At 46.5% G+C, this 20747-nt stretch carries 20 protein-coding genes; 4 read left to right on the top strand and 16 right to left on the bottom strand.

Translation table 11 applies throughout. The annotated features are described in order from the left end of the window. Positions 1 to 24 precede the first annotated feature (24 nt). Positions 25 to 1347, bottom strand: coding sequence for a 23S rRNA (uracil(1939)-C(5))-methyltransferase RlmD (gene rlmD, locus NB504_RS12375; protein WP_129532741.1), 1323 nt, complete (start codon positions 1345 to 1347; stop codon positions 25 to 27). Positions 1348 to 1530: 183 nt separating this feature from the next. Here rlmD and barA point away from each other — a divergent pair, with 183 nt between their 5' ends. Next, positions 1531 to 4311, top strand: a complete 2781-nt coding sequence (gene barA, locus NB504_RS12370; RefSeq protein WP_258428996.1) for a two-component sensor histidine kinase BarA — start codon at positions 1531 to 1533, stop codon at positions 4309 to 4311. A 96-nt stretch (positions 4312 to 4407) separates the two neighbouring features. On the opposite strand, the gene acpS is transcribed toward barA, so the two are convergent. The 11 genes from acpS to rpoE form a co-directional block, all read right to left on the bottom strand. Beyond that, on the bottom strand, positions 4408 to 4788 hold the full coding sequence (gene acpS / locus NB504_RS12365; RefSeq protein ID WP_017042685.1) for a holo-ACP synthase: 381 nt from the start codon (positions 4786 to 4788) through the stop codon (positions 4408 to 4410). Between the two features lie 9 nt (positions 4789 to 4797). Continuing rightward, positions 4798 to 5529: a pyridoxine 5'-phosphate synthase gene (gene pdxJ / locus NB504_RS12360; RefSeq protein WP_013856034.1), complete on the bottom strand. Its 732-nt coding sequence runs from the start codon at positions 5527 to 5529 to the stop codon at positions 4798 to 4800. Continuing rightward, positions 5526 to 6254 (bottom strand): DNA repair protein RecO, encoded by a 729-nt coding sequence (gene recO / locus NB504_RS12355; RefSeq protein WP_026027280.1) that lies wholly within the window; start codon positions 6252 to 6254, stop codon positions 5526 to 5528. Before recO ends, pdxJ begins: the two co-directional genes overlap by 4 nt. Positions 6255 to 6301: 47 nt before the next feature. Beyond that, positions 6302 to 7276, bottom strand: a complete 975-nt coding sequence (gene era / locus NB504_RS12350; RefSeq protein ID WP_010319802.1) for a GTPase Era — start codon at positions 7274 to 7276, stop codon at positions 6302 to 6304. Next, a complete protein-coding gene (gene rnc, locus NB504_RS12345; protein ID WP_017047438.1) occupies positions 7269 to 7946 on the bottom strand; it encodes a ribonuclease III in 678 nt (225 codons plus the stop codon). The genes era and rnc overlap by 8 nt, the downstream gene beginning before the upstream one ends. A 36-nt stretch (positions 7947 to 7982) precedes the next feature. Further along, positions 7983 to 8879 (bottom strand): signal peptidase I, encoded by an 897-nt coding sequence (gene lepB, locus NB504_RS12340; protein ID WP_013856032.1) that lies wholly within the window; start codon positions 8877 to 8879, stop codon positions 7983 to 7985. A gap of 94 nt (positions 8880 to 8973) precedes the next feature. Continuing rightward, positions 8974 to 10767 (bottom strand): translation elongation factor 4, encoded by a 1794-nt coding sequence (lepA, locus tag NB504_RS12335; protein ID WP_026027281.1) that lies wholly within the window; start codon positions 10765 to 10767, stop codon positions 8974 to 8976. 112 nt (positions 10768 to 10879) lie between these two features. Continuing rightward, positions 10880 to 11350: a SoxR reducing system RseC family protein gene (locus NB504_RS12330; RefSeq protein WP_017046485.1), complete on the bottom strand. Its 471-nt coding sequence runs from the start codon at positions 11348 to 11350 to the stop codon at positions 10880 to 10882. Further along, the gene (rseB, locus tag NB504_RS12325) at positions 11347 to 12327 is read right to left on the bottom strand and encodes a sigma-E factor regulatory protein RseB (RefSeq protein WP_017050475.1); all 981 of its coding nucleotides are present in this window, start codon (positions 12325 to 12327) and stop codon (positions 11347 to 11349) included. The genes NB504_RS12330 and rseB overlap by 4 nt, the downstream gene beginning before the upstream one ends. After that, positions 12324 to 12947: a sigma-E factor negative regulatory protein gene (locus tag NB504_RS12320; protein WP_017046484.1), complete on the bottom strand. Its 624-nt coding sequence runs from the start codon at positions 12945 to 12947 to the stop codon at positions 12324 to 12326. Before NB504_RS12320 ends, rseB begins: the two co-directional genes overlap by 4 nt. Before the next feature lie 34 nt (positions 12948 to 12981). Continuing rightward, positions 12982 to 13554: an RNA polymerase sigma factor RpoE gene (gene rpoE / locus NB504_RS12315; RefSeq protein ID WP_026027282.1), complete on the bottom strand. Its 573-nt coding sequence runs from the start codon at positions 13552 to 13554 to the stop codon at positions 12982 to 12984. A gap of 405 nt (positions 13555 to 13959) precedes the next feature. On the opposite strand from rpoE, the gene nadB reads away from it, so the two are divergent. Beyond that, positions 13960 to 15567, top strand: a complete 1608-nt coding sequence (nadB, locus tag NB504_RS12310; RefSeq protein WP_017046483.1) for an L-aspartate oxidase — start codon at positions 13960 to 13962, stop codon at positions 15565 to 15567. Positions 15568 to 15621: 54 nt separating this feature from the next. On the opposite strand, the gene NB504_RS12305 is transcribed toward nadB, so the two are convergent. Beyond that, entirely contained in the window at positions 15622 to 16071 is a 450-nt protein-coding gene (locus NB504_RS12305; RefSeq protein ID WP_309303453.1) for a protein YgfX, read from the bottom strand. Beyond that, positions 16019 to 16279 (bottom strand): succinate dehydrogenase assembly factor 2, encoded by a 261-nt coding sequence (locus NB504_RS12300; RefSeq protein ID WP_010319812.1) that lies wholly within the window; start codon positions 16277 to 16279, stop codon positions 16019 to 16021. Before NB504_RS12300 ends, NB504_RS12305 begins: the two co-directional genes overlap by 53 nt. A 147-nt stretch (positions 16280 to 16426) precedes the next feature. On the opposite strand from NB504_RS12300, the gene ygfZ reads away from it, so the two are divergent. Together ygfZ and NB504_RS12290 are read left to right on the top strand one after the other, a co-directional pair. Next, positions 16427 to 17398: a tRNA-modifying protein YgfZ gene (ygfZ, locus tag NB504_RS12295; protein WP_258428993.1), complete on the top strand. Its 972-nt coding sequence runs from the start codon at positions 16427 to 16429 to the stop codon at positions 17396 to 17398. Positions 17399 to 18037: 639 nt separating this feature from the next. After that, positions 18038 to 18244 carry a DUF1107 domain-containing protein gene (locus NB504_RS12290; RefSeq protein WP_010319814.1) on the top strand — a complete coding sequence of 69 codons (207 nt, stop codon included), beginning with the start codon at positions 18038 to 18040 and terminating at the stop codon, positions 18242 to 18244. A gap of 74 nt (positions 18245 to 18318) precedes the next feature. On the opposite strand, the gene NB504_RS12285 is transcribed toward NB504_RS12290, so the two are convergent. Beyond that, complete coding sequence (locus NB504_RS12285) at positions 18319 to 19548, bottom strand: FAD-dependent 2-octaprenylphenol hydroxylase (RefSeq protein ID WP_258428992.1); 1230 nt, start codon at positions 19546 to 19548, stop codon at positions 18319 to 18321. Between the two features lie 12 nt (positions 19549 to 19560). Next, complete coding sequence (ubiH, locus tag NB504_RS12280; protein WP_258428991.1) at positions 19561 to 20742, bottom strand: 2-octaprenyl-6-methoxyphenyl hydroxylase; 1182 nt, start codon at positions 20740 to 20742, stop codon at positions 19561 to 19563. Positions 20743 to 20747 lie beyond the last annotated feature (5 nt).

Here is a 20747-nt window from a genome sequence, read left to right as displayed (position 1 = left end):
ACTTCGACTGAGTTAGTTCTCTGTCTACCGACTTTTTACAAATAGCGCCATCGATTCTAAATGACTGGTGTGTGGAAACATATCCAACATGCCAAGTTTTACCAACTTATAACCTTGGCTGAGTAAACTTTGACTGTCTCTTGCCAGTGTTGCCGGGTTACAAGAAACGTACACCACGCGCTGAGCGCCGAGCTTAGCCAATTGGTCGACAATGCCTGCCGCCCCGGCTCGCGCTGGGTCGAGTAGTACTTTAGCAAATTTTTGCTTTGCCCACGCTTGCGTTGACATATCTTGTTCCAAATTTGCTTGGTAGAACGTGATATTGTCGATTTGATTGCGCTGCGCGTTTTGTGTCGCTTGCTCAACCATCTCATCCACACCTTCAATGCCCACTACCGATTGAGCGTATTGAGCCATCGGCAAACTAAAGTTCCCTACGCCACAAAATAGGTCCAACACTCGGTCATCCTCAGTCAAGGCTAACCATTCCAATGCTTGAGCCACCATTTTTTGGTTTATTTGGCGATTGACTTGAATAAAGTTGGAGGGCAAAAATTCGATAACTGATCCGGTTTCACGGTAGCTTGCCATCTCTCCGTGAAGACGTTCGAGCTGATCGCTTTCTGGCATCACATACAAAGTGAGATGATGCTGCTGAGCAAATGCCAGCAACGCCGCGTGATCTTCACTTGGTAGCGGCTGAAGATGGCGCAACACCATCACCGCGCCTTGATCACCCAGCACCAATTCAACATGGCCAATCGCTTGCTGAGATTTAAATTGCGTTAACAGCGCTTGGATAGGTGTAAGTAGCGTGTTGAGTTGTGGTTCTAGCACTGGGCAGTCCGTCACGTTAACGATTTGCTTGCTCTGCTTTTTGCGAAAGCCAAATTGCAGCTGTTGCTGCTTTTTGTCCCACAACACGCTGATGCGGGCGCGGCGGCGATAGCCTTTATCGGCGCAACTTATTGCGGGGCTCAATGCCAACGTTTGTCCGGCGAATTTACTCATCAATTGCGAGAGTGTTTGCTCTTTGTGCGCCACTTGCGCACTGTGCTCTAAATGCTGCAGATCGCAACCACCACATTGACCGTAATGGCGACAAAATGGCGTCACGCGTTGTTCACTGGCCGTTAAGACTTTAATCAACTGACCGCGAGAGTATTTACTTTTGCTTTCAGTTAGCTGCATCAGCACTTGCTCACCGGGCAGCGCGCCATCAACAAAAAGCAGTTTATTGTGTTGATAAGCGATACCAGAACCTTGATGATCAAGACGTTCAATCAATACCGTTTGATGTTTTGTTTCTAATTGCGCTTTCTTTTTCGGTTGGAAAAAACGTGCCATGCTCTGTGCCTAAGTAAAATTAAATCGATGTTTTTTGCCCTAGCGTCACTATTTAGTGCGGGGATGATTGTCGAACTTACTCGACTTGATTAAGCTAGCCGTCAATTAAACGATTTTCGTACAGGCTTGCTCATCAAATTGCGGGCTATTTTCCCATATCCACACCACGATGTTTAGACAATAATGACCAGATATGGCTTACGCGCGCGCGTTATTACTTTAACCTTAGCTCCAACCTTAATTATCGGCTTGTTGCTCAGTGCTTTTTTCTCATTCAATCGCTACCATGATCTGGAAAAACAGGTGATCAATGCGGGGGCAAGCATCATCGAGCCCTTGGCCATTGCTAGTGAAGACGCCTTAAAAAGCCAAAGCCGTGAGTCGGTACGCCGCATTATCAGCTACGCGCATCGGAAGAACTCTAAATTTGTCCGCAGTATTGCGGTGTTTGACGCCAACCACGAACTGTTTGTCACCTCGAATTTTCACCCTAACTTTGAAAGCTTAACTTATCCAAAAGATAAGCCCATTCCGATTTTAAGCAGCTCAAATCTCACCGAGAACACTTTAATACTGCGCACGCCAATTTTGGCTGAAAACCGTCTAACCGAAGGCATAAATGCCAATACATCAACGCCTGCGCTCGGCTATATCGCGATAGAGTTGGATCTCTCTTCATTGCGTTTACAACAATATCAAGAGGTCTTTTCCGCCTTTTTAGTGCTTGCGCTTGGGCTTGGTTTATCAGGGATGTTCGCATTCCGACTCCTGCACGATGTGACTCGCCCTATATCACACATGAAAAACATGGTGGATAGAATTCGTCGCGGCCACCTTGATGTGCGGATCGAAGGCAAAATGCACGGTGAGTTAGATTCGCTCAAAAAAGGGATCAACGCGATGGCGGTATCGCTATCGGAATATCACGTCGAAATGCAGCACAGTATCGACCAAGCCACCTCGGATTTGCGAGAAACCTTAGAGCAGTTGGAAATCCAAAACGTTGAATTGGACATTGCCAAAAAACGCGCCCAAGAAGCCGCGCGCATAAAATCAGAATTTCTTGCCAACATGTCCCATGAGTTGCGTACGCCGCTTAACGGTGTCATTGGTTTCACCCGCCAAATGCTCAAAACCCAGTTGACGAATAGCCAAGCAGATTACTTACAAACCATTGAAAAATCGGCCAATAACTTATTGAACATCATCAATGACATTTTGGATTTCTCCAAGCTAGAAGCCGGTAAGTTAGCGCTGGAAAATATTCCGTTCGAGTTTCAAGAAAGTTTGGAAGAGGTGGTTAACCTCCAAGCGACCAGTGCTCATGAAAAAGGATTGGAAATTACTCTTAAAGTGGATCAAAAAATCCCAGCAGGCTTGGTAGGTGACCCACTTCGTATCCAACAAGTGTTGACCAACCTTGTCGGTAACTCGATTAAGTTCACCGAACGTGGCAACATCGACATCAGTGTTGAATTGCGCTCACAACGCGACAATGTGGTTGAGCTGCAATTTATGGTGCGCGACACCGGCATTGGTATTTCAGAGCGCCAACAAGCACAGCTGTTCCAAGCCTTTAGCCAAGCCGATGCCAGTATTTCTCGTCGCTACGGCGGCACTGGACTTGGTTTGGTTATTACTCAGAAATTGGTCAGCCACATGGGCGGTGAAATTAGCCTCACCAGCCGCCTTCACCAAGGTTCCACCTTCTGGTTTACGCTGCGTCTTAATACCACTGAAATGCCGATGAGCGACTGGCTTGACCCACATATTTTGAGCAATAAACAGCTGTTGCTCGTTGAACCCAATATGCAAGCCGCCTCCATCATCCAGCAAATGTTGGTGCAGGCAGGGTTGACCGTCACATATCGAGCGGTGATGCCAGAAGAGACGGATCGCTTCGATTATGTATTACTCAATTTAGCCCCAAGTAGAGAGACTGATTTAGATTTGGTTGAGCAGTGGGTCACAAAGGCTATTCAGCTTGCCGACAACGTGATTATCGGTACACCAAGTACCGAGCTCGCACTATCCGATTATTTAATGCAGCATCATCCAGTGCAGTGCATTACCAAGCCACTGTCGCGTAAAAAATTGCTGCAACTGTTAATCGCGCACCAACCGGTACAGCCTGCCATTCAAGATCTACCGATCACACTCGATACACTGCCCCTGAAAGTAATGGCGGTGGATGATAACCCTGCCAACCTCAAACTGATCATGGCCCTGCTGCAAGAACGTGTTGAAACCGTCATCGCTTGTACGAATGGCCAAGAAGCGGTCGAACAAGCAAGCCGCCAGAAATTTGATATGATTTTGATGGACATCCAAATGCCACAGATGGATGGGGTCACCGCTTGCCAGGAAATTAAGAAAACGGTACTCAATCACCAAACGCCCGTGATTGCGGTAACGGCTCATGCAATGATCGGAGAGCGCGATCGTCTGCTGAAAGAAGGAATGGATGATTACCTCACTAAGCCGATTGAAGAGCACATCTTGCAGCAAGTGTTAGCACACTGGAACCCCTACGCCAACCGTAAACAGTTGGAGAAATTACAACTCACAGAACAAGTTATACCGTCGCCGTCACAGGAAGCTGAGCAGCCTAATCACACCATTATCATTGACTGGCAAAATGCTCTCAAACAATCAGCCAACAAGGAAGATTTGGCCAAAGAGCTGCTACAGATGCTAGTTGATTCTATTCCACAGGTGAGCCAAGTCGTCAGTATGGCGTTGGAAGATGATGAATACTCTACTCAAGATCTACTGCACCATATTCATAAACTGCACGGCAGTTGCTCATACAGTGGCGTACCCCGCTTGAAAAAAGTGTGCGCGGCGCTCGAACAGGCATTGCGCTCCGGCAAATCCATCAGCGATGTCGAACCGGAATTATTTGAGTTACAAGATGAGATGGACAAAGTGATCGCTACCGCTAAACCGTATTTAAGCGAATGAGCAATTTAACCGAAGAGACAATTTAACCGAATGAAAAAAGGGGCTTGCCGCGCAGTTGCCATGTTTGCTTATCAGCAAGCAGAGAAGATTGACAGATTAAGACTCTAAAATCACCGTCGCCACCGCATAATGACGCTCATCAGAAATGGTTAGGTGAATGTGATTCACACCGGCTGTGGCAGCCAACTGCTTAGCCTTACCTGATAGTGTTAGCACGGGTTTTCCGTTGGCGTCGTTGGTGACGGTAAAATCCTGAAAGCTAACGCCATGCGCAATACCCGTACCAAGCGCTTTAGATGCCGCTTCTTTAGCGGCAAAACGTTTCGCTAAATAGCGCCCTTTTTTCTTGAGCGAATGGAACACCGCCAATTCATCTTGGGTTAGCACCCGCTCGGCAAAAGCATCGCCACTGCGTGACAATGCTTTTTCTATGCGTTCAATTTCCGCAATATCAGTCCCTAAGCCGATAATCGCCATCGGTAGACCTTATTTGCGAGCCGCTTGCATGATGGCTTTCATATCGGCGACCGACTTCTCCAAACCATCAAATACAGCACGCCCGATAATCGAGTGCCCAATGTTGAGTTCGTAAATTTCAGGCAGTGCAGCAATGGCAGCTACGTTGTGGTAAGTCAAACCGTGACCAGCGTTCACCGTAATGCCCAAATCACTTGCATAACTCGCAGCCGCCGCAATTTTCTTTAACTCATCTTGCTGATCCGCTTCGGTTGTTGCATCGGCGTAATGACCAGTATGCAATTCAATAAACGGTGCACCGCAAGTTTTAGCTGCGTTAATCTGCTCACGATCAGCATCAATAAACAGAGAGACTTTGATGCCTGCAGCGGTCAGTTTTTCGGTTGCCGCTTTCACTTTATCAAGCTGTCCTAATACGTCCAGCCCACCTTCCGTCGTTAGTTCTTCACGCTTTTCAGGCACTAAACACACAAATTCAGGCTGAGTTTGCAGAGCAATATCAATCATTTCGTCGGTAACGGCCATCTCAAGGTTCATTCGAGTTTGCAACGTCTCGCGTAAAATACGCACATCGCGATCCTTGATATGGCGTCGGTCTTCACGTAGGTGAATGGTAATGCCATCGGCTCCGGCACGCTCTGCCATTTCAGCAGCATGCACGGGATCTGGGTATTTGGTACCGCGGGCATTTCGTAACGTGGCGATGTGATCGATATTAACGCCTAAGTAAATTGCGCTCATTTTCCTATACTCCGTACTCTGGAAAAACTAGACATGGGCAGGAAAAGCTCCCTGCTTTTTAAAGGTTTGCCGCCAAGATACGGCTTTAACGCTATGCGTGTAAAGCGTTTTGCCGCTTGAAGCTGCTCTTTACTGACAAAGCGCCGCTCACTAATGGCAATCAACTCATCGCCCATAAACGTGAGGTTATCGCGCCTGACAGAAGCGATAAAACCTTTTTGCTCACGATAGCGATAAGTCATGCGAGGATCGATGGCTTCTCCCGTTCCGGCGCAATGCAAGAAATCAACGCCATAACCCATTGAAGCTAGCAACGCGAGTTCAAAACGGCGCAGTGCTGGTTCTGGATTTTCACACTGAGCTAACTCGGTGAGTGCATGCAGATAATCATGGAACAGACCTGGGCAAGGCACTTCTTGCGCAAGCACGCGGCCAATCAGCTCATTGACGTACATGGCAGAATAGAGATGAATACCACTGAGTGGTAAGCCAAGGCTAATCGGTTCAGCTTGGCGTAAGGTTTTCATTGAACCGTTGCCTGACCATTTGAGCAATAAGGGGGTAAAAGGTTGCAGTGCACCTTTTAAGTTCGATCGTTTACTGCGTGCGCCTTTGGACATTAAGGTGACGCGGCCATACTCCTCGCTAAACACATCAAGGATTAGGCTCGACTCGCTATAAGGACGTCGATGAAGGACAAAACAGCGCTGTAAACCGTCTGACATATCAGCACTCAAAGGTGAGCGATGTTCTCACCCACCTCGAATAGAGGTTATAGATCGTCAATATAACCAAGGCTACGAAGGGCACGTTCATCATCTGCCCACCCGGATTTCACTTTCACCCAAGTTTCTAGGTAAACCTTGCGACCAAACAGCTCTTCCATATCTAAACGCGCTTCACGGCCGATGGTTTTGATTTTTTCACCACCTTTGCCGATCACCATTTTTTTCTGACCGCTGCGTTCAACGAGGATCAACGCGTTAATATGAAAACCATCAGTTTCAGGGTTATAGTCAAAACGTTCAATTTCAACGGTTACTGAATACGGCAGCTCTTCACCAGTAAAGCGCATCAGTTTTTCACGCACAATCTCGGAAGCCATGAAACGCTGTGAGCGATCAGTCACATACTCTTCAGGGAAGTGATGCGTGGCTTGAGGTAAATGCTCACGCACATGTTTACGCAATACATCGACGTTTTTGCCATGTTTTGCCGCAATCGGCACGACATCAACAAATTCCATCTTCTTCGATAGCTCTAGCATATGCATCATTACATCGTTACGATCTTTCACGTTATCGACTTTATTGACACACAACACTACAGGGAAGTTAGCATTACGTAGTTTGTTGAGCACCATTTCATCATCGGCGGTCCACTGAGTGCCATCGACTAAAAACAGCACTAAGTTAACATCACTGAGTGAACTACTTGCCGCACGGTTCATCAAGCGGTTAATCGCACGTTTTTCTTCGATGTGTAACCCCGGAGTATCAACGTAAATCGCTTGGTATGGCCCCTCTGTATCGACACCCATAATGCGGTGACGAGTGGTTTGAGGCTTGCGCGATGTGATGGATATCTTTTGTCCCAGTAAGTTATTCAGCAGGGTTGATTTCCCGACATTGGGGCGACCCACAATGGCGATAAAACCACAGTGCTGCTCACCACTTTCCGGAGTTGCTTCATTGCTGTTGGTGTTTGATGCGAAGTACGCATCCAAATCAAATTCGTTATCAGCCATTTGTCAGTTGCTCTAGTGCAATTTCAGCCGCCGATTGTTCAGCTTTACGACGACTGGTGCCTTTACCAATTACAGGCGTTCCCATTCCTGCTACATCACACGATACCGTAAATTCTTGGTTGTGTGCTTCACCTTTAATATTAGTCACTGTGTAGATAGGCAGTTGCTTTCTTCTACCTTGCAGAAACTCTTGTAGGCGAGTTTTTGGGTCTTTTTGCGATACGCCCGGCTCAATGGCGTCAAGGCGATCTTGATACCAGCTCAAAATAATACGTCGTACTACTTCGGTATCGCTGTCTAAATAAATCGCACCAATGATGGCTTCTACGGCATCAGCAAGGATTGAATCACGGCGGAAACCACCACTTTTCAACTCACCTGGACCTAATTTTAAGTAATCTCCTAGGCAAAATTCTCTGCCCAGTTCAGCCAATGTGTGACCACGCACAAGCGTAGCGCGCATACGACTCATATCCCCTTCGTTAATTTTAGGGAAACGGTGGTACAGCTCATCAGCGATGACAAAACTTAAAATTGAATCGCCCAGAAACTCAAGACGTTCATTGTGCTTACCATTTGCACTGCGATGTGTCAGTGCTAAGGAAATAAACTCGGGATCATTAAATGAATAACCGAGTTTAGTTTCTAATTTACTAATTGGAGAATTCATGCTCTCTCGATGTAGTGATGGCTAGCCAAAGCTAGCCTAGTTAATGCCACCAATGCGGTTAAAACGCACACCAGTTGGGATCCACGAAGGTAAAACGCTATCGGCACCACGTTCAAATTCAAAACTTATCCAGATACCGACCGCTTTACCGACTAAGTTTGCTTCTGGAACAAAGCCCCAGTAACGGCTATCAGCACTGTTGTCACGGTTATCACCCATCACAAAATACTGACCTTGAGGAACAACCCATTCATTAACGCCATGGCGTGGTTGATAAGCATCAACACGATCACGACGCAATGGATTGATCAAAATTTGGTGTTCAACCTGACCTAACTTTTCATTCACTTGAATTAAAGGGATGCCATTTTGGTTGAACTCACTCTCTTCAACATTGGACAGTTTGACCTGTTTACATTCTGTTGAACCTTGAGCTTGAATACAAATCTCTTTGTTGCTGCTATAACGAACTGTGTCGCCCGGCATGCCGACCACGCGCTTGATGTAGTCAATGCTTGGTTGCGGCGGGTATTTAAACACCACGACATCACCACGCTCTGGTTTACCAGTTTCGACCAGTTGAGTACGCCATACTGGGTCTTTCAAACCGTAAGCGTATTTCTCAACTAAGATGAAGTCGCCCACCAGCAACGTCGGCATCATTGAGCCAGATGGAATCTGAAAAGGTTCGTACACAAAAGAGCGTAGCACCAGCACAAAAGCAATCACAGGGAAGATGGAAACACTGTTTTCAATCCACCAAGGTTGCGCGGAAATTTTGGCGCTGAGTTTGTCATCCAAGCCGTTGGTTTGCGCTTCAATAGCGGCCATCTTCTGTTGACGTTTTTTCGCCCACACCAACTTCTCCAGCACCCAAACTATGCCAGTCACTAATGTGACGATCACCAAGATGAGTGAAAATGTATTCGCCATGGAGTTCCCTTATCTAAAAATACGAAAGTGAAAGAGCCGAAACTCTTTCACTTAAATGGTGACTGCTGCATGCATAAGAAAGCCAAAGCAATGCTTAATCTTTACCTACGTGCAAAATGGCAAGGAAGGCTTCTTGTGGCAACTCAACATTACCAATTTGCTTCATGCGCTTCTTACCTTCTTTCTGCTTCTTAAGCAGTTTTTTCTTACGGCTAATATCACCACCGTAACATTTCGCCAGTACGTTTTTACGCAGCTGCTTCACGGTTGAACGAGCAATAATGTGGTTACCGATCGCCGCTTGAATCGCGATATCAAACATTTGGCGAGGGATAAACTCTTTCATTTTCTCAACCACTTGACGACCACGCGTTTGCGAATTGTCTTTGTGAGTGATGATGGCTAGCGCATCCACTTTGTCACCATTTAGCAAGATATCCACACGGACCATGCTTGAAGCTTCAAAGCGTTGGAAACCATAATCAAGTGATGCATAACCACGAGAAGTTGACTTCAAGCGGTCAAAGAAATCAAGCACCACTTCGGCCATCGGTACATCATAAGTCAAGGCTACTTGGTTACCGTGATAGACCATATCAACCTGCACGCCACGTTTTTCAACGCACAACATAATGACGTTACCCAAATATTCAGAAGGGGTCAAAATGTTACAACGCGCAATCGGTTCACGAATCTCTTCAATGTCGTTCACCGCAGGCAATTTAGCAGGGCTATCAACATAAAGCATCGTGCCATCGGTCTTCTTCACTTCATAGACTACCGTTGGCGCAGTGGTGATAAGGTCAAGATCGTATTCGCGCTCTAAACGCTCTTGAATAATCTCCATGTGGAGCATACCCAAGAAACCACAACGGAAACCAAAACCAAGGGCAGCCGAACTTTCTGGCTCATAGAATAACGAGGCATCGTTTAGGCTCAGTTTACCTAACGCATCACGAAAGTTTTCGTAATCATCAGAAGAGACAGGGAAAAGCCCCGCATACACCTGCGGTTTCACTTTTTTAAAGCCTGGCAATGCTTTTTCACACGGATCTTTCGCGCTGGTCAGAGTATCACCTACAGGAGCGCCGAGAATGTCTTTAATACCACAAACCACCCAGCCCACTTCACCAGTGTTCAACATGGTTTTGTCGACTTGTTTTGGCGTAAAAATACCTAAACGGTCAATACCCCAAGTTTGGCCTGTGCTCATCACTTTAATCTTGTCATTTTTCTTCAGCGCACCATTTTTCACTCGCACTAAAGAGACAACACCTAAGTAGTTATCAAACCAAGAATCGATGATTAACGCTTGCAGCGGCGCAGCAGGATCGCCCTCAGGAGCCGGAATACCAGAAACGATTTTTTCTAGCACTTCATCCACGCCAAGGCCTGTTTTCGCAGAGCAGCGCACTGCGTCAATAGCATCGATGCCGACAATATCTTCAATTTCTTCCGCTACGCGTTCAGGCTCTGCGGCTGGCAAATCAATCTTATTTAGGATTGGGACAACTTCAAGGTCCATTTCAATGGCGGTATAACAGTTAGCCAATGTTTGCGCTTCAACGCCTTGACCAGCATCCACCACCAATAGAGCACCTTCACAGGCGGCTAAAGAACGGGAAACTTCATAAGAAAAGTCAACGTGTCCAGGAGTATCGATAAAGTTGAGCTGGTATGTCTCGCCATCGTTTGCTTTGTAATCGAGCGTCACACTCTGTGCTTTGATGGTGATGCCACGCTCACGCTCAAGGTCCATAGAGTCTAGAACTTGAGATTCCATTTCACGATCACTTAATCCACCACAAACTTGGATCAAACGGTCAGATAGGGTCGACTTACCATGGTCGATGTGGGCGATAATCGAAAAGTTACGAATGTGCTTCATAGATTTGGGATGACTAAACTCTTGAAAAAAGGGACATAAGAAAGCCACATCAAGCGGCGTTTCCATAAAGTTGGCCGATTCTACCCAATTTCGGTAGGGTTCGCATCATAAATTAGGCGATAGGTTCACCAAGGACTCGGACCAAAACCACCTCTTGCTGCGATCGTTTTTCAAGAACCACAGAGCAACGTTTGGCAATTCCGATCCCCAGCGCGATAAAAACAGCAGCCGTGATGATCACGATGCCCTCACCTAAACCGAGCCAAGGGGCCAAGAGGCTCTCACCCAGCCAAGCGCCAAACATCATCATAAAAAGCGGCACCAGATACACTAAGGCTGCCGATTGAAGCAAGCTTTTTTCGGGGAAACCGATTTCAACCGTCTGGCCTTGCTTCACTGGTTTTTTCGTATCGAGTTGCCATAACAGCGCTTTGTTACCAATCGCTTTCGATACGATCCCAGTACCACAACTTTTGGAGGACGAACAACTGCTGCAACTGGTCTGCTGCTGACAACTGAGTTCAACGTGAAACCCTTTAGCATCAGGTTGAACAGCGGTGACTGTTGCTAACGCCGTCATCATGGTTTGGTTACCTCTGTTGAGGACGCCGCAGGCTGGACAAACGTCACAGATTGAGCAATGCGCTGCGCCGTTGCCGGTGGAATATCACCGACCACTGAGATTTCATTGTTTCCTTTCACCACACTATGCAGGGTACGGCGACCTTGACGAACCAGTTGGCCTTTCAGCGAATGGTTGTCACTATCGGAAATATAGACAGAAAAACTAAATAGCCCATCACTGAACATCTGGCTCTCTACCAAACGCTCAGTAATCGCCATACGATAACGGTTAAGCTCTTTGGGTTCAAAGCCTTCGGGTTTCCAACTCACTTGCCAAAAACTTTCCGTAAGGTTGCCTTTCGGTAACGTTAATACTTCGGGTAACTCAACGTCATTTAGCCCTTGCATCGCCTGCGCTAATTTGTCGCTAATGGCGTAAGAGATAGTGCGATATTGCTCAAGCACCTCGCCGTCGCGATCGACTAAATCAGCTCGCAATGGCAAGTTACTGGTTTCATCTACCCACAAAATATAGGAATAGCGTAAGCCATCTTTCGGCACCACTCGCACCACTTGGCAAGCCGTACCCGCTTCACGTGCACGGCCAACTTTGACGAAATCGTAGTAACGGCCTAATTCGGTGACATTGCTGGTTAGCATCGGAATCGTCGGCGCAACCATAGTGCTTGACTCAATGGTGAACGGTTCTACCCCAGGTTCAATGTAACTCACTTCATTGCCACGGCGAATCACTTCACGGATCGGGCCGCTGAGATAAACGAGATGCGCAAATTGCTGATCGCCTTGACTTGCATGACGATACAGCAGTGGATCGATGCTGTTTTTCTTAATCAGAATGTAAGACAGCTCATAATTTAAATGCTGACTGGCCTCGTTCATTTGAAGCAACAAAGCCTCTGCAGGTTGGTCTTCTGCAAAGGCTAATGTAGAGTTCAAACTGAACAGCGCCAGTGCACTGATCAGAAATTTATTCATTCAACTACCGATTCAAGTACATCGTTATGTGGGCTTGCACTTTCACTGTTCAGGCGAAGTTGCAGCTCGTAGTCTTGCAATAATGCGTTTACGCGGCGACGTTGTTCTTGCACGCGGCTTTCGCTGGTTTGGCGCTCTACTGAATCGCGCGTTAAGCTCACAGGCTCTGCGCTGCCAGCCAACGGAATGGTTTGCAGTACGGGTAATTGGTCGTTTTGATTCACTCCTGAATCACGGCCACCGTATTGTTGAACACCTAAAATCACCACAAACGACACACACGCAGCAACCGCAACCTGGCCAAATTGGGAAAGCCAAGCCGGTAACTGCCGACGAGCTTGAGCTGGCGTCGGCTGAGACTCACGGCTTGCATCACGAAAATCAATAACCGAAGCAGATTGTAAACGACTGTGTGCGGGTTCGTCATCCAATGCTAATGCAACGCTCTGTGCAATATCCCACTCAGCTCGGACTGGGGCATCTCCACGCATCACATCACCAACCAGATGGTAATTTTTCCACGTTTGCAAACTTTCTTGGTCGAGCTCTAATTCTTGAATGAGCGCTTTATCGACCATTTCCCCATCCATGAGTGCTGAAAGTCTTTCTTTGTCAGCCATTATTTATTCACCATTTTCGTTACCAGTATGAGCGCTATAAAAGAGGTTTAATTTTCTTTTCTACCGCTTCACGAGCACGGAAGATGCGAGAACGCACCGTTCCTACAGGACAATCCATGACTTCTGCTATTTCCTCGTAACTTAAACCATCCAGTTCACGCAAGGTCATCGCAGTTTTCAAATCTTCAGGCAACGCTTCTATCGCACCAAAAACGACCCGCTGCAATTCTTTCGACAACGTAATGTTCTCAGGGTTCGATATTTCTTTTAATGCGTTGCCACTTTCGTAATATTCAGCATCTTCAGCATCAACATCGCTAGCGGGCGGTCTACGACTTTGGGCTACAATGTGATTCTTAGCGGTATTAACAGCAATACGGTATAGCCAAGTGTAAAAGGCACTCTCTCCGCGAAAACTTGGGATAGCCCGATACGCTTTGATGAACGCTTCTTGTGCGACATCGGCTACATCTCCGGAATTGCTCACATACCGAGAAATAAGGTTGCAGACTTTATTTTGGTACCTTAAAACCAAAAGGTTAAATGCTTGCTTATCTCCACTCTGAACTCGCTCAATCAATACTTGATCGGTCAGCTGCTCGTTCATTCGAGCCTGTACTCCTATTGTTATTCCCCTTACCTTCTCAGATATGGGCATTCATTATGCAAAATGTAGTATTGACACCACCGCTTACATGAGCACTATTGTGACTCAAGGGAGAATAGAAAGTTCCATTCTGTCTAAAAATATTTGCCAAGCATTATTCAATAAATGTGATCTAATTTCACTATAGGGGATCCCCAATATAGTGAGGGTCGATAAGACGAAAGACAATGGCATTTACAAAGTATTGCATCAAATCTTTCTCTACTGCTATTGGCTTGAAGCCATAGCGATACCGTTAGTGGATAAACCTTGCGGCTGAATCACTTCAAGAGTATAGATACATGCAATGCATATTTAAAATGAGAGTTGGACAACTCTACTCTAGTTCGGGAATTTAAAAGTTTTATGAACGCAAACCGTGAACATCTATGCGATGTATTAGTCGTAGGCAGTGGCGCAGCGGGTTTATCGCTCGCACTACGCGTAGCAAAACACAGTAAAGTCATTGTACTGAGTAAGGGACCACGCAGTGAAGGTGCCACTTATTACGCCCAAGGGGGGATTGCCGCTGTTTTTGACGAATCAGACAGTATTGAGTCACACGTCGAAGACACTCAAATTGCGGGCGCAGGGATCTGTGAAGAGGATACTGTCCGTTTCATAGCCGAGCATGCTAAAGAGTGTGTTCAGTGGCTCATTGATGGTGGCGTTCCTTTTGACAGAGAAGAGAATGACAGTGATGAAGCACCTCGCTATCACTTAACTCGTGAAGGCGGCCATAGTCATCGCCGCATCTTGCACGCGGCTGACGCCACTGGCATGGCAATGCAAACCTCCTTGCAAGACAATGTTCATAATCACCCCAACATTACTATCCTTGAACGTCACAATGCGCTGGATTTAATCACCGAAGATAAAATCGGTGGCGATAAAAAAAGAGTGGTTGGCGCTTATATTTGGAACCGCAATGAGGAACACGTTGAAACGATCCGCGCTAAGTTTGTCGTTTTAGCCACGGGCGGCGCCTCAAAAGTGTATCAATATACCTCTAACCCTGATGTTTCCTCAGGTGATGGTATCGCAATGGCGTGGCGTGCAGGATGCCGAGTGGCGAACCTTGAGTTCAATCAATTCCATCCAACTTGTCTTTTCCACCCTGAAGCACGTAATTTCCTACTGACAGAAGCACTACGTGGCGAAGGCGCTTTTTTAAGACGCCCAGACGGTTCACGATTCATGCTCGATTTTGATGAACGTGCCGAACTGGCTCCTCGTGATATCGTGGCTCGCGCCATCGACTATGAGATGAAGCGTTTAGGTGCTGATTGTATGTATCTGGACATCAGCCACAAACCGGCCGATTTTATTGAAAAACATTTCCCAACCATTTATACACGCTTGATGGATTTGGGCATTGATATGACCAAAGAACCGATTCCGATTGTTCCTGCGGCGCACTACACTTGTGGTGGCGTTATTGTCAATAAACAAGGTAAAACGGATCTGCATAACCTGTATGCGATCGGCGAAGTTAGCTACACCGGTTTACACGGTGCCAACCGAATGGCGTCGAACTCTCTATTAGAATGCGTCGTTTATGCTTGGTCAGCGGCAAAGGATATTTTAAAAGGATTACCAACGGCTCAGCTCCCACCAAGCTTACCCGGTTGGGATGAAAGTAAGGTCAATAACTCTGATGAAGAGGTCGTCATCCAACATAACTGGCATGAACTGCGCCTATTTATGTGGGATTACATGGGGATTGTCCGCACAGATAAGCGCTTAGAGCGAGCACTACGCCGCATTCAATTACTGCAACAAGAAACCCACGAATACTATAGTCATTTCCGCGTTTCAAATAACCTGCTTGAGCTGCGTAACTTACTGCAAGTGGCAGAGTTGATGGTGCGTTGTGCTATGCAACGCAAAGAGAGCCGCGGTTTGCACTACACGCTCGATTATCCAGAGTTAGCCGAAAATAGTGGCCCAACGATCCTAACGCCAGACGAGTAACCTCGCCAACGATCATCTGTTGGCGTCAAGTTGACCGAATGAATAAAGGAGCGTTTATCGCTCCTTTATTGTTGGTGATTGGTTATGGGTAACCTGCCGAAGCTGCACCAATAAACGGCGATAATCCGTTTCCACACAACTGTCGCGCCACACTAGATAGCGCTTACCTTGTTGTGCATAAATGATCAACACCATAAACGCAAACTGTGTAGAAACCTTTTCAATGGACAGGTTCTGGTCGGCACATTGCCACTCACCGTGACTCGTGAGCTTGAATTGGCCGATTAAGCTAGGGACTAACAGTGAGGTACTCTTTTGCGCGATAATAAGAAGAGCGAAAAATAAGGGAAGCGTGACGAGTGGAATGGGCGATATCAATAATGCCCACACGGCTATCATCAAAAAAATGACGTTAGTAATGCGGGCAAAATGGGAAGGAAATAATACGAAATTAACGCACTTTGCTGAGGTTGTGGGCAACAATTTTATCCACCATTGCCGCATGCCCAAGATTTTCGCTACGACCATGCCCCATAATCCAAGTAAATAGATCAGGGTCGTCAGACTCAAGTAGGGAAACGAAATCTCGTTGCTCATTTTCATTCAGAGAATCAAAGCACTCTTCAAAGAACGGCATCACAACCACATCGAGCTCTAACATTCCACGACGGCATGCCCACTTGATTCTTGCTTTTTCTTCAGTGGTGTACATCGGTTTTCCTCACCTTATGTTTATTTGCGTTGAGTGTATCAACTGGATGAAGATACAACTAGTAGATGAGTCACAGTCCCTGTTCAAGCTGACAAAAAAAAATTTCCGGATTAACATGGGGCTCAAGATTCTCTTTAGGTAACGACTATGGACTGGCAAAACACATTGACACCTCTCGCAGTAACCGCCAATGACTCACTTCCACCACTGATGCTGACTCATCTTGCATCCTGGGGCACTATCATCATTTCAGGCAATGATAAAAAAGCCTATTTGCAAGGCCAAGTGACCTGTAATGTCGTCACTCTTGAACCAACACAGTCAACCTTAAGTGCCCATTGTGATGCGAAAGGCAAAGTGTGGTCCGTCTTTCGCCTGTTCCACCATCACGATGGTTATGCGATGTTCCAGCCTTTATCAGCAATAGAGGCTGAATTAAGAGAGCTGAAAAAATACGCTATTTTTTCTAAGGTCAATATCAGCCAGAGCCAAGACATCGCTCTGGGTGTTATGGGCGAACAAGCTGAGCAATATATCAATACATTAACGGCGGATGAAGGTGAAGTGCGTTTGATTGACGGCGGTAGCGCCATCAAAATTTCATCCCAACGTTGGCTATTACTTGTTTCAGAGCAAACCGCGCAACAGCTCATGACGCAAAGTGAAGCTCTGAAAGTCACCGAGGAAACGTGGACTCGCTTTGATATCGAAGAAGCAGTCCCCGTCCTTGGTCAAGCGGATCAAAATGAGCACATACCGCAAGCCGTTAATCTTCAGGCCTTTAATGGTATCAGCTTTAATAAAGGGTGTTATACAGGTCAAGAAACCGTCGCTCGCGCTAAATATCGAGGTATTAATAAGCGTGCAATGTACATCCTTCAAGGCAACATTGAGCAACCGCTAAATAATGATCAACCAATCATGATCGAACGCTCAGTTGGAGAAAACTGGCGTAGTGCTGGGCAATTAATGGTTCACTACACGTTTGCTGATAATACCGCTATCGGTTTAGTAGTCTTACCAAACAATCTCGAGCCAGAAACTGAGTTTCGTCTTGCAAGCCAACCAAACACTCGTTGGTTTATGCAAGCTCTCCCTTACTCTCTTACTGACGAATAAGCTTCTTCCTTATATTGACCATGCGCCTCTTTACGAGGCGTATGCTTTGTAACACTCGCCTATCTCGAATAAATTTCAGGAAAAAGAATGCAACAATGTAATCCATTACATTGACGCGTGATCGCTCTCTAAATCACACAACATCAGGGGTGAATTTTTAGTCATTCTTGAAACATAAATAGTCACAAGGTTTATTTTGACGTACTCTTAACAATGCTGGTCAGGGCAAACGAAAAGTTGTCCTGACCAGCAAAAAAGTGAATCCACTGATTGTTTCAGGACATCCACTTTTTGTGTAATGCATCTGTGACTATTCGCCCGCCTATTATTTAAGCGGGCTTTTTTTTAGGCTATTCTTAACCAAAATTTAACACTTTCCATAAACAGCAGCTATTCTTTAAAGTGTAATATTTGTCGTGCTTAATATGCACCAAGTGAATGGTGCACTGAGCATTTTTTGTTAGCACTATTTTGAGGAGATAATCACGCAAACATGGGTATTTATCCAACATTCTGCCTACGGCAGCACAAATATCCAAAAGAGTCATCAATAACTGCATATTCCTCTATGGCAATCACACTATTAGAGGCGCAATTTATTTATAATTTGCAGTGTTAGAATAACAGAAGGATCGAAGTATGAGACTGTTTAAGCGCTATACGCCAGGTATGATAGCTAAACACGTAAGTCGGCTTTTTAAAGGAAGAATCTATATTTACGGGGTTGGAAAATTTGAATTCGATAATGGCAAACTGATCTTGCCAGAGCGCGCAGACAAGCGCCACTTTCAGACGGTGAAGGAAGTGAATCAGGAAATCATGAGACTACGCTGCGCCTACGCATAATACGAGTTTCATTAAAGAATTTTAAAAGGGTTGGCCATAAGCCAGCCCTTTTGCCATCATTAGGTTAATCACTGTTAGGGCTCAAGCAGCACCATTTTACTCTTGGCAAGATCAGGTAAATCACCTTTTAAACCCAGTGCTCTTTTCATAATCTCATCTTTGGCTCCAGGAAGTTGTCCAGCCAACTGCATGCCAATGCCACGGATCAGTTTCTTCGCCGGGTTATCACCTTCAAAAAGATCTTTGAAACCTTGCATCGCGGCAATCATTTTGGCGGCTTCTGTTTTTCGCCAACGTTCATAACCTCGCAAATTTTTGAGCAAGCCAATATCTTCACCTTGATGCCACAACGCGAGTAGTTCTTGAGCTAAGCTTGCAGCATCAAGTAAACCTAAATTAACACCTTGCCCGGCTAGCGGATGGATGGTGTGCGCCGCATCACCAACGAGTGCGATTCGTTGTAAAGCAAAATCTCGGGCATAACGCATTTTAAGTGGGAAAGCAGCACGTTCACCGACCACCTCACACAAACCTAAACGATGATCAAACTCAGCGGTCAGTATCTTATTGAATTCGAGCTCAGACAGGCTGAGCAAGCGCTGCGCTCGGTTGTGCTCTGTAGACCAAACGATTGAGCTCATATGAGGATCAGACATAGGTAAAAAGGCCAGCGGACCTTGTGGTGTAAACACTTGCCTTGCCGTCGATTGATGTGGTTCCACCGTGCGGACATTTGCCACCAGCGCACTGTGTCCATAATCCCAATGGGTTAATGGAATGTCTTGCTGCTGACGAACCCAAGAGTTTGCGCCATCGGCTCCTACTATCAATTTTGCGGTGAGTGATTGACCGTTATCGAGCGTTAGCCACGCTTCACTTTCTCCGACAGCCAGCGATTGGCATTGAGCGGGCATAAAGAGTGTCACATTCGCTTGCTTTTGTACTTGTTCGAGTAAGGCTAATTGAATGACGCGGTTCTCAACAATGTGTCCCAGATCCGGCTGAGTCATTTGATTGGCACTAAATTCGATCCGCGCAAAACTATCGCGTTCCCACACTTCCATCGCCGAATAAGGCGCAGCGCGACGAGAAATAATACCTTGCCATGCACCAAGGTTTCGCAACATGATTTCACTGGAACGGCTTAAGGCGGAGACTCGCACATCCGGCAGCTCTGCAAGTTCAAGGCTGGGTACTCGGCCCTCAATCACGGCGATGCGCAGTTCGCTATGCTTTAATGCGGCGGCCAGTGCAAGGCCAACCATTCCGCCACCCACAATGACAATATCGACACTTTGCATCATATACAGACCCTTTTATCTATTCACTACGCCAAGCGTTCGGCGCAGTAGCGGCATGTTCAGCCACGGTAAATTATCCATCATCATGAGGCCTACATTGCGACCAATGCGAGTGGTTAGCCAATCATTGGAAAAGAGATGCACCAGGGATGATGTCAGCTTAATGGTGGCATCACGATCCGCTTCTCGGCGTTGGGAAAAAGCCTGTAAGCCGTGATAGCAGCCAACATCGGCTTGCTGCTTGATAAGCTCATCCGCCAAGCTTGCCACATCTCGAATACCTAAGTTAAAACCTTGTCCCGCAATCGGATGTAATGTCTGAGCGGCATTGCCCACAATGGCAAAACGATGTGAAATGTTCTGCTCTCGATAACGCAGTTGTAATGGATAGCAGGCACGAGTGCCCACTTTATTCACTCGCCCTAAACGCCAACCAAACGCATCTTGAAGCTGTGCTAAAAAACCCTCATCACTGAGTGAAAAAACTTGCTGGGCTTTCGCGGGAGGTAAACACCAAACTAAAGAGAGTCGATTATCACTCATTGGTAATAACGCTACAGGACCATCGGCGGTAAATCGTTCAAACGCCCGTCCTTGATGAGCTTTTGAGCTCACAACGTTAGCAATAACCGCGACCTGTTCAAAATCATGCTCTTGTTGGATGAGGCCGATTTGCTCGCAGCAGGTCGATATCGCCCCATCGGCTGCGACCAATAACTTAGCTTGGATCGTTCGTTGATCGTTAAGGGTGACAGTGACCTTATCCATACTGCGTTCCACTTGCTGAACCGCGCTTGGGCAAAATAACTCAATATGCGGGCTCTGCTGCATTTTTTGCGCGTAAATCTGCCCAACATCGGCTAATTCAACCACGTAACCTAATGCTTCTAAATCGAGTTGCTGACAAGTGATATCGGTCATCCCAATATGAGACCGATCCGACACATGAATATGTGTAATTGGGATGGCGACCTCTTGCAGCGACTGCCACAAGGAGAGATTTTGCAAAATTTGTACGCTACCGTGGGATAAAGCAATTGAACGCGAATCAAAGCCGGGATGGGCGAGCTTACCATCCAGCGGGTGCGCTTCGACCACAGCAATCGCAAGCTTTCCTTGAGAAAGCGTATCTAAGGCCAACGCCAGTGTTGCACCGGCCATCGCCCCACCAGCGATAATCACATCAAATTGCTTCACAGTCA

The sequence above is a fragment of the Vibrio sp. RM-69-4 genome (assembly GCF_024743775.1).
Lineage (GTDB): Bacteria > Pseudomonadota > Gammaproteobacteria > Enterobacterales > Vibrionaceae > Vibrio > Vibrio anguillarum.
The sequence above is the reverse complement of the archived record's forward strand: the minus strand, read 5'-3'. Positions and strand labels throughout refer to the sequence as shown.